The organism is Limnohabitans radicicola (assembly GCF_014837235.1).
GTDB classification, from domain to species: domain Bacteria; phylum Pseudomonadota; class Gammaproteobacteria; order Burkholderiales; family Burkholderiaceae_C; genus Limnohabitans_A; species Limnohabitans_A radicicola.
The window spans coordinates 484,915-500,287 of record NZ_JACYFT010000001.1 but is presented as its reverse complement, the minus strand read 5'-3'; the positions used below and the strand labels follow the sequence as shown (position 1 = coordinate 500,287).

At 55.1% G+C, this 15,373-nt stretch carries 20 protein-coding genes; 11 read left to right on the top strand and 9 right to left on the bottom strand.

Going from position 1 to position 15,373, the window contains the following annotated elements; translation table 11 throughout:
• Positions 1-9: 9 nt before the first annotated feature.
• Positions 10-657: a hypothetical protein gene (locus IC609_RS02520; protein ID WP_191817871.1), complete on the bottom strand. Its 648-nt coding sequence runs from the start codon at positions 655-657 to the stop codon at positions 10-12.
• Positions 658-715: 58 nt separating this feature from the next.
• Complete coding sequence (locus tag IC609_RS02515; RefSeq protein WP_191817870.1) at positions 716-1,543, bottom strand: hypothetical protein; 828 nt, start codon at positions 1,541-1,543, stop codon at positions 716-718.
• Between the two features lie 150 nt (positions 1,544-1,693).
• Here IC609_RS02515 and IC609_RS02510 point away from each other — a divergent pair, with 150 nt between their 5' ends.
• Positions 1,694-2,440, top strand: coding sequence for a hypothetical protein (locus tag IC609_RS02510; protein WP_191817869.1), 747 nt, complete (start codon positions 1,694-1,696; stop codon positions 2,438-2,440).
• A 19-nt stretch (positions 2,441-2,459) separates the two neighbouring features.
• On the opposite strand, the gene IC609_RS02505 is transcribed toward IC609_RS02510, so the two are convergent.
• Complete coding sequence (locus IC609_RS02505) at positions 2,460-3,032, bottom strand: tyrosine-type recombinase/integrase (RefSeq protein WP_191817868.1); 573 nt, start codon at positions 3,030-3,032, stop codon at positions 2,460-2,462.
• Between the two features lie 421 nt (positions 3,033-3,453).
• On the opposite strand from IC609_RS02505, the gene IC609_RS02500 reads away from it, so the two are divergent.
• Complete coding sequence (locus IC609_RS02500) at positions 3,454-4,044, top strand: hypothetical protein (RefSeq protein ID WP_191817867.1); 591 nt, start codon at positions 3,454-3,456, stop codon at positions 4,042-4,044.
• A gap of 60 nt (positions 4,045-4,104) precedes the next feature.
• Here the strand turns inward: IC609_RS02500 and IC609_RS02495 are convergent, their stop codons facing one another.
• Positions 4,105-4,725 carry a hypothetical protein gene (locus IC609_RS02495; protein ID WP_225223964.1) on the bottom strand — a complete coding sequence of 207 codons (621 nt, stop codon included), beginning with the start codon at positions 4,723-4,725 and terminating at the stop codon, positions 4,105-4,107.
• Between the two features lie 46 nt (positions 4,726-4,771).
• On the opposite strand from IC609_RS02495, the gene IC609_RS02490 reads away from it, so the two are divergent.
• Positions 4,772-5,212, top strand: coding sequence for a DUF6641 family protein (locus IC609_RS02490; RefSeq protein ID WP_191817865.1), 441 nt, complete (start codon positions 4,772-4,774; stop codon positions 5,210-5,212).
• Between the two features lie 150 nt (positions 5,213-5,362).
• On the opposite strand, the gene IC609_RS02485 is transcribed toward IC609_RS02490, so the two are convergent.
• Together IC609_RS02485 and IC609_RS02480 are read right to left on the bottom strand one after the other, a co-directional pair.
• On the bottom strand, positions 5,363-5,827 hold the full coding sequence (locus IC609_RS02485) for a hypothetical protein (protein WP_225223963.1): 465 nt from the start codon (positions 5,825-5,827) through the stop codon (positions 5,363-5,365).
• Positions 5,828-5,841: 14 nt separating this feature from the next.
• Entirely contained in the window at positions 5,842-6,051 is a 210-nt protein-coding gene (locus tag IC609_RS02480; protein WP_191817863.1) for a hypothetical protein, read from the bottom strand.
• Positions 6,052-6,189: 138 nt separating this feature from the next.
• Here IC609_RS02480 and IC609_RS02475 point away from each other — a divergent pair, with 138 nt between their 5' ends.
• Together IC609_RS02475 and IC609_RS02470 are read left to right on the top strand one after the other, a co-directional pair.
• Positions 6,190-6,663, top strand: a complete 474-nt coding sequence (locus tag IC609_RS02475; RefSeq protein WP_191817862.1) for a hypothetical protein — start codon at positions 6,190-6,192, stop codon at positions 6,661-6,663.
• Between the two features lie 563 nt (positions 6,664-7,226).
• Complete coding sequence (locus tag IC609_RS02470) at positions 7,227-7,544, top strand: hypothetical protein (protein WP_191817861.1); 318 nt, start codon at positions 7,227-7,229, stop codon at positions 7,542-7,544.
• Positions 7,545-7,560: 16 nt separating this feature from the next.
• On the opposite strand, the gene IC609_RS02465 is transcribed toward IC609_RS02470, so the two are convergent.
• On the bottom strand, positions 7,561-8,490 hold the full coding sequence (locus tag IC609_RS02465; RefSeq protein WP_191818883.1) for a polyprenyl synthetase family protein: 930 nt from the start codon (positions 8,488-8,490) through the stop codon (positions 7,561-7,563).
• Positions 8,491-8,737: 247 nt separating this feature from the next.
• On the opposite strand from IC609_RS02465, the gene rplU reads away from it, so the two are divergent.
• The 4 genes from rplU to proB all read left to right on the top strand — a co-directional run bounded on the left by rplU (position 8,738) and on the right by proB (position 11,721).
• Positions 8,738-9,049: a 50S ribosomal protein L21 gene (rplU, locus tag IC609_RS02460; protein ID WP_191817860.1), complete on the top strand. Its 312-nt coding sequence runs from the start codon at positions 8,738-8,740 to the stop codon at positions 9,047-9,049.
• Between the two features lie 12 nt (positions 9,050-9,061).
• Positions 9,062-9,322: a 50S ribosomal protein L27 gene (gene rpmA / locus IC609_RS02455; RefSeq protein WP_191817859.1), complete on the top strand. Its 261-nt coding sequence runs from the start codon at positions 9,062-9,064 to the stop codon at positions 9,320-9,322.
• A gap of 112 nt (positions 9,323-9,434) precedes the next feature.
• A complete protein-coding gene (gene cgtA, locus IC609_RS02450) occupies positions 9,435-10,535 on the top strand; it encodes an Obg family GTPase CgtA (RefSeq protein ID WP_191817858.1) in 1,101 nt (366 codons plus the stop codon).
• Positions 10,536-10,584: 49 nt separating this feature from the next.
• Positions 10,585-11,721, top strand: coding sequence for a glutamate 5-kinase (gene proB, locus IC609_RS02445; RefSeq protein ID WP_191817857.1), 1,137 nt, complete (start codon positions 10,585-10,587; stop codon positions 11,719-11,721).
• A gap of 84 nt (positions 11,722-11,805) precedes the next feature.
• Here the strand turns inward: proB and IC609_RS02440 are convergent, their stop codons facing one another.
• Positions 11,806-12,423: an RNA pyrophosphohydrolase gene (locus IC609_RS02440; protein ID WP_191817856.1), complete on the bottom strand. Its 618-nt coding sequence runs from the start codon at positions 12,421-12,423 to the stop codon at positions 11,806-11,808.
• A gap of 100 nt (positions 12,424-12,523) precedes the next feature.
• On the opposite strand from IC609_RS02440, the gene IC609_RS02435 reads away from it, so the two are divergent.
• Together IC609_RS02435 and IC609_RS02430 are read left to right on the top strand one after the other, a co-directional pair.
• Positions 12,524-14,269: a proline--tRNA ligase gene (locus IC609_RS02435; RefSeq protein WP_191817855.1), complete on the top strand. Its 1,746-nt coding sequence runs from the start codon at positions 12,524-12,526 to the stop codon at positions 14,267-14,269.
• A 55-nt stretch (positions 14,270-14,324) separates the two neighbouring features.
• Positions 14,325-14,960 (top strand): lytic transglycosylase domain-containing protein, encoded by a 636-nt coding sequence (locus tag IC609_RS02430; protein WP_191817854.1) that lies wholly within the window; start codon positions 14,325-14,327, stop codon positions 14,958-14,960.
• A gap of 49 nt (positions 14,961-15,009) precedes the next feature.
• Here IC609_RS02430 and grxD read toward each other — a convergent pair whose 3' ends face one another.
• Positions 15,010-15,333 (bottom strand): Grx4 family monothiol glutaredoxin, encoded by a 324-nt coding sequence (gene grxD / locus IC609_RS02425; protein ID WP_191817853.1) that lies wholly within the window; start codon positions 15,331-15,333, stop codon positions 15,010-15,012.
• Positions 15,334-15,373 lie beyond the last annotated feature (40 nt).

Genomic DNA, 15,373 nt, shown 5'->3' with positions numbered 1-15,373 from the left:
CGTTATAGACTACGCTTTACGCAGTATCTCGTCGATTGTCTGATAGTAGCGCCGATTATCTGGCTTGGCGTCATATACAGCATCCAACGCAGCTATTAGGGCGTCGTCGTCTATGCTGTAGCCCTCAGCTTCGATAATGGCTTTGGCACGAGGGAAAAACACTTGTGGTTCGCACGGTGGCACATGCAGCGTCTCACATCGACTACGAACACCAATGTCAATTTTCCCTATCTCGTTCGTAGTCATAATCGTCATATCTACCCCCCTATACTCATCGAGCACTACTCGAAAAGCGTCCCTTGCTTTGGTATCGAAATTCACTTCTTCAATGATGTTGTAGCTAAAGCGTTGGTTGTAGGGAGTGAATAGCTTGTCGAATTGCTTGTTGCGTGTAAATTGACTGTAGATTTCTTTGCTGCTATTCAAATCACACGAACGCACTCGATTGATTTGCGGTTCAAATCCCTCAATCTGCTGCGGTATTAGCTCTGACAAGAGACTTTTACCAGTGCCATTCGTTCCACTCAAAATCAGCGGACGAGTTATTTCACCACTACCATACGCCTTTGCAACTTCCTCAACGTGCTTGTTAGGGAAAACAAACTCGTCAAGCGAACGAGGACGATATTTGCTTTCAGTATCAACAATCTTGCCCATAATAACCTCCAAATAATTTAATTAAAGGTGGAGTGCATTGCAGCACCCCACATATTGCTCACGCTGCTTCCAACTCTTTCAGTGTCATCTTTGCAGCAGACTTAGCAGAAATTGACTTGACTGCCTTTTCAGTAGTCGCTTTTACTTTCTGCTCCTTAGTTTCAGTCTGTGCTTTGGCTGCGACTTCGATTAGGTTTTTAGCAAGCTCTTTAACAGCAGCAGTTTGCATAGCCTTCGTCGATTTAGGCACAGCACGCAGAAGTTCGAATTTGCCGTTGCCGACACTACGAGCAACGATGAATGCGAAATCCACACCGTCGCTCAAATCGACGCTTGCATTTGGCAGAGTGATGTTGGCTGCAGAGGGCATCGTTTTAAGAATGTCCATTACATCGACGCTTGCTGCAGCTACAGCCTCAACTCGCTGCTTTGTCTCGTCTTTCATCTTGTATGCCTTTTTGCACTCCTCCACTCCATTGCTGCCTTCAATAAAAGCAGCAAGGTTTTCGGGCTTGATGTCTGCATCTACTGCTGCCATCAGCGTGCTTGCGTAGTTGTATGCACGCTTTCTGTCGCTGTTAAAAACAAAGCGAACGAAACAAGTAAGGGCTGGCGTATTGCTCTGCACTTTAACGCCACGCTCTTTCAGCATCGAACGCATTTCCTTCGCCGTTTCTTTAATACAGCCATCTTTGACTGCTTTATTAAACAACCCATATACCTTTTCGAGAATTGCATACAGAGCCTTATTGCTGCGTGCGAGTTCTTCGTTTTCGAACTTTTCACGCTGCACTGACAGCTTGTTTGCCTCTTCGATTACTGCTTTGACATTTGCGTTGGTTGCGATTGCCATTGCAGCAGACTGAGCTTTAGAAAATTTAGCCATTTTGATTTCCTTTTGAAATAAAGAGAGTTGATAAAACGTGCTGCTTGACTTGTTTGGTTATGTCCCTCAGCACAAGTGTTAGTATGCGCCTCTTTGCCTATTTTTTAGGCAGCAACGTATTCGCAGCGAATTAGCTGATAACATCTTGCGATGCGCAAAAAGTTCTTAGCCATCCATCCGCTGATTGGGACGAAGCACAAGCCATCGCCCATACATCTGCAGCAGCGCAGCCCCTACTATTGGTGGTGGGCATATCTGCGAAGGAACGCTGACTACCTTGCTTGCTGTGAGCGTGGGGGTGTTGGCGAGCTTGCTGAGCTGTATGCGGACTTCGGCGACGTGCGTAGTGATGACTTCCGCAGCTGGTGGGGAGCACCTAACAACAAGGGCGACTATTTGTTCGCCGAAGAGCCATTGGAGCTAAGCGTCCAAAAAATCGACGCTGCAGCGGAGATGAACAAGCGTTGGGGCTGCAACGTCTTGTTCGTCGCTGTCAATATGGATTTGGGGCGTCGGCATCTGCAGAAGAAGTTCGCTGACTTGTTGCAGACGGAGCACAAGGGCAAACGTGGGCGAAAGTCGCTGCAGACAGCTTCAAGCACAGCACGCTACCCTCTGCATCGCAACTTCACGCAGCACAGCCTAAAGGTGATGCTCGATGTCTATGACGCTGTTGCTGCCAACGATGCCCAACCCAAAGAGCAGCGCAAGCCTTTATGGGCAATCGGCGAAAGTCTCAAACTCGTGCCCAATGCAATGCCGCACAAGTGGGACAACGCCTATGACACTCGTAAAAAGCACGCCACTATGACAATGACTGTGAGTCGATACGTCAAGCAAGCACGTGCCATCATTGCCAATACAGCGAAAGGGCAGTTCCCCAACAGTGAGTTGTGAGCGTCGATTTTTGGGACGCTCACACCAAATCAACAGCCTTCCGCAGCATATCGTCCGATGCATCCACGTAGCCGATAGTGGTGCTGATGTTGCGATGTCCCATTGCACGCATCAGCACACGTATGCCCACGCCCTTCGAACTGAGCACAGTGGCAAACGTGCGGCGTCCGCTGTGGCTACTTGCGCCGTCGATACCCACATTGCGGTAGAGGTGCAGAAAGTATTGTGTGAGCGTGTTGGCTGTGAATCCTCGTTTGGGATTCTTCTGCGTGTAGAAAAGAGCGTGCTCTCCGTCCTTCATCGGATGAGCAGCAATGTAAGCGGCAACCTCTTTGCGTAGCTTGCCGCTGATAAACACCGTTCTGCTGTGCTTGCCCTTCGTCTGTTCGGCGCTCAAGTTGATTTCGTCCTTCACTGTGCCGTCGCTGTTGAGCACGTCGCAGTAGCGTAGTGCTGCCACTTCCCCTACTCGCATTCCGCCCCAATGTGTGAGTAGCAGCGTCGCCCTATTGCGTGCTGCGTGTTTGCGTGTTGCGATGTAGTCGAGCACACGACGAAGCTCTGTGCTGCTGAGTGTTTTTGCTTTTGCCATCTGTTGCTCCAAATCAAATAAATACAGAGCTGCAGTTTGTTTTCTTTGTTTTCAAAGAGCAACCGAAAAAGGCACGTGCAAAAATCTCAATAAATTCAACGTGTTATGCAAGAACTACAGAAAACCCTACTTTTATGTAGTTTCGTGTGGCAGCAGCGCCACTGAGCAAAACAAGCCCTACAAGCTATTTAGCACCCTACTCGCTACCCAACGCTGCACGCGCCCCTAAAAGCGTGCTGTAGCGTGTTTTGCTGCGTCTGCGTGATGCTGCGTGCTTGCAGCTCGAATTGGGTTTGCAGTCCTCAAATTTCTGTGCTGCAGTTTTTTTAGGTATAGGGTATTTTTTCGTCTGTATGGTGATTTTTACCCACCACTACGGATGTAGATGTATAAAGTCTATAACCACACACAACACATACGAATGATGACTGAGCCAAGCTTCTATCCTCAAACACTCGTTGATTACGCCCAAATTGGAAGCGCCGTTGGAACTCTCGCTGCAGTTGTAGTGAGCCTATTCCTTGCCAATCGACGTCCATCTCCTTTGCTAAAGATTTCTTGCTCTCTCAGAGTCATAGTCTGGTATCAACAGCAAGGTAAAGCACCAGAATACCTAACATTCAATGCTGTCAATGAAGGTGAAACACCAGCGACTATTGTGAATGTTGCTTGGTGCTTGAGTTTGCCTTTCAAAAAGAAACGATGGGCAATACAAGACGTCTCTACGTCTGACTCTGTTGTTAGAAATCCCCAACTCCCACACAAGCTACAGCACGGTGAATCAGCAACATTCCTCATCGGACTACAAGGACAATATGATTGGACACAAAACATCCAAAAGTCTGGCTTCTTCAATGAAGGAATTCAAAGTCGGAAGGACTGCGAACACTTGCGAGCTGTCATATTCACCTCAGTAGGCAAGCCATCTATCTGCAAGCCAGACAAAGCGGTGCTTGATTTAATTTGGGAGCATCAGTCAATGCATCTATCTTCTGCAAAGTCTCAGAAATAACATCAAAGCGACAGCACTACCCATCATCTGCGTGGGCTTGTGGGAACTGCACAGCTAACTTCAGTCTGCTGCGAGTGCGACGTGTGGGATTTGCGTGTTTTGGAAATCCCACGTGTCTATGTTGCCTATCTCTGCTTCTTTGGTGATGTAGTTGAGCCAATGCGTGTTGCGGCTGCAGTCTGCAGCTTGCAGCCATAAGTTCTTGCCGCTGAGCTTTGCCTTATCAACCCAACAATGCTCGAACACTTGCCGTAGCTCGTCAGTGCTGATGCAGCGTGGGACGTTGCCTATTGCGAAATTGAAGTGGATGGTGTCTTGTGTGAATGGAGATGCTTTTACGCCTTCGATGGTTGTGATGAGTAGTGGGCTGTAGATTTCGGGTTTGCGGAGTGCCTTTGCTTGATAGAGAAATTGGCTGAACGAGCGTCGAAAAAATCGACACTGATTCTGTGCCTCGTGCTTCATCCTTTCGAGCTGCTGCGGTGTTGCTTTGTAGGTGTGGAACGGCGTGTGTGCCACTGCCCAATGCGTGATGTGTTGGCTGTGCTCGTTGAGGAAATTTCGGACGTGTTCTGCTGTTGGCTTCATACAGCTATTTAGCAAAACCAAATAAAAGGAGACGAATTTTCGGTGTGAGAAAAGAGCCACACGATGCAGCCTTTTTCGGTTGTCCATCGCCAAGCTCTGAAACTACATTCAATACACAACAACTTTTTTGGAGCATTGAATGACTGCACTCGCAAACCTCAAATTCGTCGTAGCTAAGCGTGCTACAGCTCAAACCCCTACGCAGCAGCGTCGCAACAAGCTGAGCACAAAGCTGTTCGAGCAGATGCAGTTGGCACGAGCACAAGCCGAAGGGCGTGTGTATGCACCTACCAAATTCAAATCTGTAAAAGATGCAGAGACTGGCGAACGCCGCAGCATCGAAACGGCAAAGAAGGTGAAACAGTGGTGGTGGAAAACAGCGGACGGCAAGCTCAATCTGTCAATCCGCTACGGTGCCAAAGTCATCGAAATCAGCAAAGGGAAAAATGCCATTGAGCTGTCGTCCGTCGATGAGCTGCTGCCCACGTTGGAAATCGTCAAGCAAGCTGTCGAAGAGGGCAGCTTAGATGCACAGATTGACGCTGTCAGCAACAAGCTGCGTAGTGGCTTTAAGAAATGAAGCTGCTGAGCTTTACTGCTACCGTCCGCGTTCGAATGGGCGGTGGCAGCACCGTCCTCGTTCGAACACAAGTGCAAGCAGAGGACATCAACCGCGCAAAGTGGCTGTTGGAAGCTCAGTATGGTTTAAGGAGTGTCGTAAATCTGAAACCTACCTAACCTTATTTGCAACGCAGTCTTTGGGAATCCACTCAATAATTGATTTAATAAACTCTACAAGCAATGCCGTATCTCGCTCTAAATGCTCTTTAGTAAGCCAAATACTACTTTGCTTATACGAAGGCGTCATTCCAAACTCATACCGAGTCTCACCTCCCTCTAACTCATAAATATTAATGGAAAAACCATTGTGAGCAATAATATTTCTTTTCGCCACTACATCTCTTATTTTCTTAAAAGCTTCTTTTATTAACTCTTTGGAATGATTATTCCATTCAACAAGAGCAGCCTCCGCCAAATCCAACCTCTTAACAAAGTTAAGAGTATATAAAATTTCAAATTGGCTGGGGGTTGAACTCAGTCTAACAACCTCACTAATTGCAGACTCCAATTCTCCAAACTCGATAATAAAATTACCAACAATAGGAGCCCATTCAGCCCTAAGTTCGGCAGGCATTAACTCCATACAATTCAATCTTTTTTACCGAAATATTTGGGTAGAAATTTCGTAAAAATCCAGCCCCAAAACAACCCGCCGAAGAATGCTTGCAGCAATAGCTGAACAATTACTTCTGCAGAAAAGCCGCTGAAATTTATAGCTCCAAAAGAAGGAAGAACAGAAATCAAAGCAGCAAGAAAAAATGCGCGAGGACTAATCCATTTTGGAAAAATCTTAGACATAATCAAACTCCTCATTCTTTCGAAGACATTAACAAGAGGCTAAAGACAGCTCAATGCCCCAACAACTATAGCACCAAAGTCAGTTAATGCATCACCACCCAAAGGCTTTGACGATAAATATAAGAAATGGAGATGGCGATGAGAATGATGGAAATTGCAAGTGCAGAAGAGCAGATGGCACTATGGAAGCTCATCAATGACAACGTGTGGGCTGCTATCAATCAGCAAGCACGCGATGAAGCAGAACGCAAAGCAGCGGCGCAACGTGCAGCAAAATTGAAGGGTGGCAAACGAAAGACTAAGGGTGCAGCGCCCTCGCTTCGCTTACCCCCACCACCCCCACCGAAGAAAGCAGCACCCCCACAACAGCAGCAACAGAAATCAGCTGTGGGTGTTCAGCAGCAGCCCCCACGTGCAGCCACCCCTCAACAGCTTTCGGCAAAGACTACCCAACCCACAGCACATCAGCAGCCCTTACCCTCAGCCCAACCCACAGCGCCCACAGCGCCCACAGCATCGGCACAGCCCCAAGCGTTGCCATCAAATCCGCTCAAACCACCCAAAAAAGTGGGTTTTTCGGCGAGAAACATAGCTACTGCAAAAAAGTGGTGAGTGGGGATGAGAGGCATAGTGAAAATGGTTGCAGCACTCAAAAAATTTCTGCTGCAGTTTTCGAAGGTGGTGGAGAACCTAACCCCCACCACTTTTAATCTAACCACCCTACAAGCTGTCGATGGCAGAGCCCTTTAACGAGGCGAGCACAGCGTCGGCAATCGACGTGCTGTAGGGCTTGTGTGGGGGCAGCAGAGCCCATCTGCTGTGCTTCAATGACGTAGCAGCGTCCTAAAAATCGACGCTGAACGTAGAGGCTTTTATGGCACACTGACAGACACGTTTTTGCAGCTTAGACAGCGTCTTTTCTTTGGTTTGCATTCAGCCTTTAATAAACTACAAACTAAACTACATAACGTAAAACTTCAATAAAATCAACAGCTTAGACCATAGTCAGGCACGTTCGGGACGTAGAGGCCGGAGGTTCGAATCCTCTCACCCCGACCATTTTTCTCAAGGCAGGATGCTCGGTTTCGGCTCATCCTTTGATCTGGCTCAGGGTTTTCGGGTGTTGGCTACCGGATGGCCTTTTGCTGTCAACGGGATTGTTCTAAAGTCATCCCATGATCAAGAAAATCTGCCTTTTGAGCTTGTGTTTGCTGGCCTTGGGCGCAGGTGCCACTGAACCTTACCCCACGGTGCACATGAGAGCGTTGCCTGATTTTCTCAAGCGGGTCTGGCTCCTCAATAAACCAGACATGAGCGATCAGAGCCGTTGCGCTGCAGCATTTGACGGTGATGGCGAGTCGGACAAAGCCACGCTCCAATGCTCGGTGCACATCCGCATGGCCGCAGAGGGTGCGCGCCGAGCGATGCGTTATTGCGAGGAAAAACGGGCCGAACTCAAGATTCGGGATGCCTGCAAAGTCGTGGTTGAATGAAACGGCGCTGGGGTTCTCAAGTCCGACGCTCCAGCAACTGTGACGCCAGCGTCACCATGGCTGTGCGGTACCGGTTGTCGGGCAATTGCATGGCCGCGTCAATGGCGCGCTGGGCTTCTGCGGCGGCGGCTTGTCGTGTGCCGTCCAAGGCGCCTGTCTCGCGAACAATCGCCACGATTTCGCTCAGTTTGTCCACGCTGCCGCTTTCAATGGCTTCGCGCACGGTCTGGCTCTGGGTCGAGTTACCGCGTTGCATGGCCAAAATCAAAGGCAAGGTGGCTTTGCCCTCACGCAGGTCGTCGCCCAGGTTTTTGCCCATTTCGGCCGCGTTGCCGTCGTAGTCCAGCACATCGTCGATGACCTGGAACGCCGTGCCCAATGCCTGCCCGTAATCGGCGCAGGCGGCTTCAACAGCGGCGTCGCTGCCAGCCAGAATGGCCCCCAGTCGGGCGCTGGCCTCAAACAGTTTGGCGGTTTTGGAGCGGATGACGCGCAGGTAGCCTTCTTCGTCGAGCGAAGCGTCGTGCATGTTCATCAACTGCAACACTTCGCCTTCGGCGATCACGTTGGTGGCGTCGGACAGCACCTGCATCACCCGCATGCTGTCGGCGTCGACCATCATCTGGAAGGCTCGGGAGTACAAAAAATCGCCCACCAGCACGCTGGCAGGGTTGCCGAAACTCTCATTGGCCGTCGGGCGGCCACGGCGCAGGGTGGACTCGTCAACCACATCGTCGTGCAGCAAGGTGGCGGTGTGGATGAATTCCACCACCGCAGCCAGGTTGTGACGCTGCGATCCGGTGTAGCTCAGGGCGCCGCAGGTCAGCAAGAGCAAGACGGGGCGTAGGCGTTTGCCTCCTGCCGAGATGATGTAGCGGGCCACTTCGCCGACGAGGGGCACACCCGAATCCAGGCGCTGGGCGATCACGCGATCGACTTCGCCCATGTCCTGGGCGACCAGGGCGAGGACAGTGGCGGTACTGTTTTCGGGGGCAGACAACTTGAAAATCCTGCTGAAAGCACTTGTGGTGCGGGTGAGGGCGGGAAAACCCTCTAAATTGGCTCGGATTATAGGTCTGCCCAGGGCCCCCAGCAGCTTGGTGGCTCCCTCGCTGGCCATTCAGGTCATGCCGTGCTACAATCGCAGGTTCCTTGGGATGAGCCCTGGGAAACTTCCATTCAAGAGGTCATTTATGTACGCGGTCATAAAAACCGGCGGCAAACAGTATCGTGTTGCTGCTGGCGAAAAAATTAAAGTAGAACAGATTGCTGCGGACGTTGGCCAGGAAATCGTGATCGATCAAGTTCTCGCAGTCGGCAACGGCGCAGACCTGAAGATCGGCACGCCCCTGGTGTCCGGCGCGACTGTCAAAGCCACTGTGGTGGCGCATGGCAAGCACGACAAAGTGCGCATCTTCAAGATGCGTCGTCGTAAGCACTATCAAAAACGTCAGGGTCACCGTCAGCAGTTCACCGAACTGCAAATCGGTGCCATCTCTGCCTGAGGAGAATAGGTCATGGCACAGAAAAAAGGCGGCGGCTCTACGCGCAACGGTCGTGATTCCAAGCCAAAGATGCTGGGTGTCAAGGCTTTCGGTGGTGAACTGATCAGCGCTGGCTCGATCATTGTTCGTCAACGTGGCACCAAGTTCCATGCAGGCAACAACGTCGGCATCGGCAAGGACCACACTCTGTTTGCCCTGGTGGACGGCCACGTGTCGTTTGCTGTCAAAGGCGAGCTGAGCAAGCACACTGTGAATGTGACCCCGGCCGTTTAAGCCAGGTTCCGTTCCAGCGAATCAGCCCCGCCCGTCGGGGCTTTTCGCTTTCTGGCCTCTGGCGAGTCCATCAGTCCTCTCCGACATCGCCCTCAGATAAACTGGATACCCCATGAAGTTCGTTGACGAAGCCTATATTGACATCGCCGCAGGTGACGGCGGGAACGGCTGCGTCTCGTTCCGTCATGAGAAGTACAAAGAATTCGGCGGCCCCAACGGGGGCGACGGTGGGCGCGGCGGCCATGTGTTTGCCATTGCCGATGTCAACCTGAACACCCTGGTGGACTACCGCTACTCGCGTCGCCACGAAGCCAAGCGTGGCCAACACGGTATGGGCTCCGACATGTTCGGCGCTGCGGGCGACGATGTCACCCTCAAGATGCCCGTAGGCACCATCATCACCGACGCCGAAACTGGCGAAGTGTTGTATGAGCTGCTGGTGCCGGGCGAGACCATCATGATCGCCAAAGGCGGCGATGGTGGTTTTGGCAACATGCGCTTCAAGAGCGCGATCAACCGCGCGCCGCGCCAGAAAACACCTGGCCACGAAGGCGAGCGCAAGAGCCTGAAGCTGGAGCTGAAGGTGCTGGCCGATGTGGGCCTGCTGGGCATGCCCAACGCGGGCAAGTCCACGTTCATTGCGGCCGTGTCCAACGCCCGCCCCAAGATCGCCGACTACCCTTTCACCACTTTGCACCCCAATTTGGGCGTGGTCCGCGTGGGCCCCGAGCAAAGTTTTGTGGTGGCCGATGTGCCTGGACTCATCGAAGGTGCCTCCGAGGGGGCTGGCCTGGGCCACTTGTTCCTGCGCCATTTGCAGCGCACCCGCTTGCTGCTGCATGTGGTGGACTTTGCACCGTTCGATGACAACGTGGACCCGGTACAGCAGGCCAAGGCCATCGTGGCCGAACTCAAGAAATACGACCCGGGCTTGTACAACAAGCCGCGCTGGCTGGTGCTCAACAAGCTGGACATGGTGCCTGCCGATGAGCGCGAAGCCCGCGTCAAGGACTTCATCAAACGCATGCGCTACAAGGGCCCGGTGTTCGAGATCTCCGCTCTGACGCGCGAGGGCTGCGAGCCTTTGATCAAGGAAATCTACAAGCACATCAAGGCGCAGCAAATTGAAGAGCAGGGCCCGATCGACGTTGATCCCCGCTTCAAGGCGCAAGAGCCCGAGCTGGACGATCCGCGCTTCAAGAAGCCCGATTGACCTGCCCGCACCATCCTGGCCTTTGACTGAGGCCGCAACCATTTCGAGCATGACCACTCCTGCCCTCTCTTCCGTTTTGCGTGATGCCCGTCGCATCGTGGTCAAGGTGGGCTCCAGCTTGGTGACCAACGAAGGCCGTGGCCTGGACGAGGCTGCGATCGGTGAGTGGTGTCGCCAGATGGCTTTGCTGGTGGGGCAGGGCAAAGAGGTGGTCATGGTCTCCAGCGGTGCGATCGCCGAAGGCATGAAGCGCCTGGGCTGGACCACCCGCCCCAGCGAAGTGCCCGCGCTGCAGGCCGCTGCTGCCGTGGGCCAGATGGGTCTGGCGCAGATGTACGAAACCAAACTGCGCGAAAACGGCATGGGCAGTGCCCAAGTCCTGCTCACGCACGCCGACCTGGCCGACCGGGAGCGTTACCTCAACGCCCGCTCGACCTTGCTGACCTTGCTGCAGCACCGCGTGCTGCCCGTGATCAACGAAAACGACACGGTGGTCAACGACGAAATCAAGTTCGGTGACAACGACACCCTGGGCGCCCTGGTGGCCAACCTGGTGGAAGCCGATGTGTTGGTCATCCTGACCGACCAGAAGGGCCTGTACACCGCCGACCCGCGCAAGGACCCGGCAGCCACTTTTGTGCACGAGGCCCGTGCCGGGGACCCGGTGCTGGAGACCATGGCGGGCGGCGCAGGCTCGAGCATTGGCAAGGGCGGCATGATCACCAAAATCCTGGCCGCCAAACGTGCGGCTGGATCGGGTGCATCGACCGTGATCGCCTGGGGGCGGGAGCCTGATGCTTTGCTTCGCTTGTGCCAAGGCGACAACATGGGCACGCTGCTGGTGGCGCAAACGGCCAAGCAACAGGCCCGCAAGCAGTGGATGGCCGACCATTTGCAGCTGCGAGGTTCGGTCACGGTGGATGCAGGCGCAGCCCACAAGGTGCTGACCGAGGGCAAGAGCCTGTTGCCGATCGGCATGACAGGGGTCGATGGCGATTTTTCGCGCGGCGATGTGATCGCCATCCGCGATGCGCAGGGCATTGAAATCGCCCGAGGGCTGGCCAACTACGCCAGCGCCGAGGCCCGATTGCTGTGCCGCAAGCCTTCGCACGAATACGAAAACCTGCTGGGCTACACCGCCGAGCCCGAGATGGTGCACCGGGACAACCTGATCCTCAGCCGCTGAAAGTCAAAAGCCCGCAATTGCGGGCTTTTTTGTGGGCGTCTGGGCAGGTGTGGTGTGAACTCAAGCCGGAGGTTGCAGATGCTGTCAACCCGGTGGGTTGGGGTCAAAGCTGGCGCCCGGTGGCAGCTCCATGTGCATGGGGGGCTGCCGCTCGGCGGCGGCTGCTGCCGATTCCTGTTCTTCGCGTGGGCCGCGCGGCCCGCCACGCAGGTAGCGGTTATGTCGATCCTGGCGCGGCAGAAAGCGCGCCAACTCGGTCAGCGCCATTTCGTACACGCCGCGCTTGAACTCCACCACCACATCGAGCGGGACCCAGTAGTCGTTCCAACGCCAGGCGTCGAATTCCGGGTGGTCGGTGGCGCGCAGGTTCAGGTGGTGGTCGTGCGTGACCAATTGCAGCAGGTACCAGATCTGTTTCTGGCCCTTGTAAAAACCGCGTGCATCCCTGCGGATGAAGCGGTCTGGCACTTCATAGCGCAACCAGTCGCGGGTGCGGGCCACGATGCGCACATGCTCCGGATGGAGCCCCACCTCTTCATGCAGCTCGCGGAACATGGCCTGCTCGGGACTCTCGCCCCGGTCGATGCCGCCCTGCGGAAACTGCCAGCTGTGGGTGCGGATGCGCTTGCCCCAGAACACCTGGTTTTTCTGGTTGAGCAGAATGATGCCGACGTTCGGCCTAAAGCCTTCACGGTCAAGCATAATCAACCCCAAATTTTTAAATTGTGTCCATTATGCACGCCGCACTGGCCTTGGCTCTTGGATGTTTCCCTGATTTACCCAGATTTATTGGTTCGTCGCGATGAAAGCTTCTCAATTCCTGATCTCCACCCTCAAAGAGGCACCTGCCGACGCCGAAGTGGTCAGCCACAAGCTGATGACCCGTGCCGGCATGATCAAGAAACTGGGCGCTGGCATCTACAACTACATGCCCATGGGCCTGCGGGTGATCCGCAAGGTCGAGGCCATCGTGCGCGAAGAGATGAACCGCGCGGGTGCCATCGAGATGACCATGCCCGTGGTGCAACCGGCCGAGCTGTGGCAGGAGACAGGTCGCTTTGACAAGATGGGCCCCGAGCTCTTGCGCATCAAGGACCGCCACGGTCGTGATTTTGTGATCCAGCCCACCAGCGAAGAAGTCGTGACCGACGTGGTGCGCCAGGAAGTGCGCAGCTACAAACAGCTGCCCAAAAACTTTTACCAGATCCAGACCAAGTTCCGCGACGAGCGCCGCCCTCGCTTTGGCCTGATGCGTGGCCGCGAATTCATCATGAAAGACGCCTACAGCTTTGACCGCGACATGGCGAGCGCCAAGGCCAGCTACCAGGTGATGGCCGCGGCCTACCGACGCATCTTTGACCGCTTTGGCCTGACCTACCGTGCTGTGGCCGCCGACAGCGGTGCCATCGGGGGTGACCTGTCCGAAGAGTTCCAGGTGATCGCCGCCACGGGTGAAGACGCCATCGTGTACTGCCCGGGCAGCGACTACGCCGCCAACATGGAAAAGGCCGAGGCCCTGGCCCCCAGCCAGCCACGCGGCGCGGCCACACAAGCGCTGACCAAGACCCCAACACCCGGCAAGAGCACCTGCGAAGACGTGGCCGCCTTGCTGAACGTGCCGCTGTCCACCACCGTCAAATCGCTGGTGCTGGCCACCGACACGCTCGATGAGCAGGGGGAGATCGTCAAATCCCAAGTCTGGCTCTTGCTGCTGCGTGGCGACCACGACATGAATGAAGTCAAGGTCGGCAAACTGCCTGGCATGGAAGGCCGTTTCCGCTTTGCGACCTTGAGCGAGATCGAAGAGCACTTTGGCTGCAAGCCTGGTTACCTGGGTCCGCTGAACCTCAAAAAGCCCGTGCACTTGGTGGCCGACCGCGACGTGGCCGTCATGGCCGACTGGATCTGCGGCGCCAACGAAGAAGACTTCCACATCACTGGCGTCAATTGGGGCCGCGACTTGCCCGAGCCCGCGCTGGTGGCCGACATCCGCAACGTGGTCGCGGGCGACAAATCGCCCGACGGCCAGGGCGAACTGGCCATTGAGCGTGGCATTGAAGTCGGCCATGTTTTCTACCTGGGCACCAAGTACTCCAAGGCCATGAACGCCACTTTCCTGGGCGAAGACGGCAAGCCGCAATTCCTCGAAATGGGTTGCTACGGCATTGGCGTGACGCGCCTGCCTGCTGCTGCCATCGAGCAAAACCACGACGAGCGCGGCATCATTTGGCCAGACGCCATCGCCCCTTTCACTGTGGTGGTCTGCCCCATCGGCATGGACCGCAGCGAAGCGGTCAAGCTGGAAGCCGAGCGCATCTACAACGGCCTCTTGGCTGCAGGTGTGGACGTGATCCTGGACGACCGCGGCGAGCGGCCCGGCGCCATGTTTGCCGACTGGGAGCTGATCGGTGTGCCACATCGCATCACGATCGGTGACAAAGGCCTCAAGGACGGTCAGGTCGAGTACCAGCACCGCCGCGACACCGAGGCGTCCAAGGTGCCGGCGGCTGAGGTGTTGGACTTCATCCTGGGCCGTTTGTCGGCTTGAAGTCGGCCTGACACCGACATGCGCCAGCAGCCAGCAGCTGCCCCAGGGTGCGGTGATGGCCGCTGAGCCCAGCCCGCAAGCACTGACCCGGCGCCTTGTTTTGGCGACTTGCGCGGCGGGCTTGTGGCCCGTGTCGCCCGCGATGGCCGGGCGGCAGATTGAGGAGCCACTGTCTCACGCCGTGCGCACGGCCTTGAGCGCCGCTGTGGCCGGCAGTGCGCCGCCAGCGTTGATCTTTACCTCTGCCGACGAGCGGCAGGCCCATGACCGATGGCTGCTGGCCTGCAGCACACGCCTGACCTCTTACATGCCCCACCCGGTGGAGCGGCAGGAATTTTTGCAAACCCTCTGGTACGAAACGCGTCGAGCGGGTCTCTCCTTATCCCTGGTCTTGGGGCTGGTGCAAGTCGAGAGTGGGTTTCGCAAACACGCTGTCTCCAGCGCCGGGGCACTGGGGTACATGCAAATCATGCCTTTCTGGGCCCGCCTGATCGGCGATGGCGACGCAGGGCGGCTCTTTCACATGCAGACCAACCTGCGGTTTGGCTGCGTGATCTTGCGTTACCTGCTCGACCGCGAAGCGGGTGACGCTTTCATGGGCCTGGGCCGGTATAACGGCTCACGCGGACAGGCCGCTTACCCCAACGCGGTCATGGCTGCGCAGCGCGCTTGGCGGCAGGTGGTCGATTGACATGAAAAAAGCCACCCGCAGGTGGCTTTGAATCCGGGGCAGTGGTCGTTCAGGCTTGGCCGCTGATCACTTGCTGCAGTTCGCCCGATTCGTACATGTCCATCATGATGTCCGAGCCGCCGATGAATTCGCCTTTGATGTAGAGCTGCGGGATGGTGGGCCAGTTGCTGTATTCCTTGATGCCCTGGCGGATTTCAGCGTCGTCCAGCACGTTCACGGTTTTGACCGTCTTGGGGTCCACGCCGCAGGCTTTGAGGATCTGGATGGCGCGGCCTGAGAAGCCGCACATGGGGAAGCTGGCGCTGCCTTTCATGAACAGCAAGATCTCGTTGCCTTTGACGAGTTCGTCGATGCGTTGCTGGGTGTCGCTCATGGTCTTTACTCCAAATGGGGCTTTTGTCAGATGGGTGGAT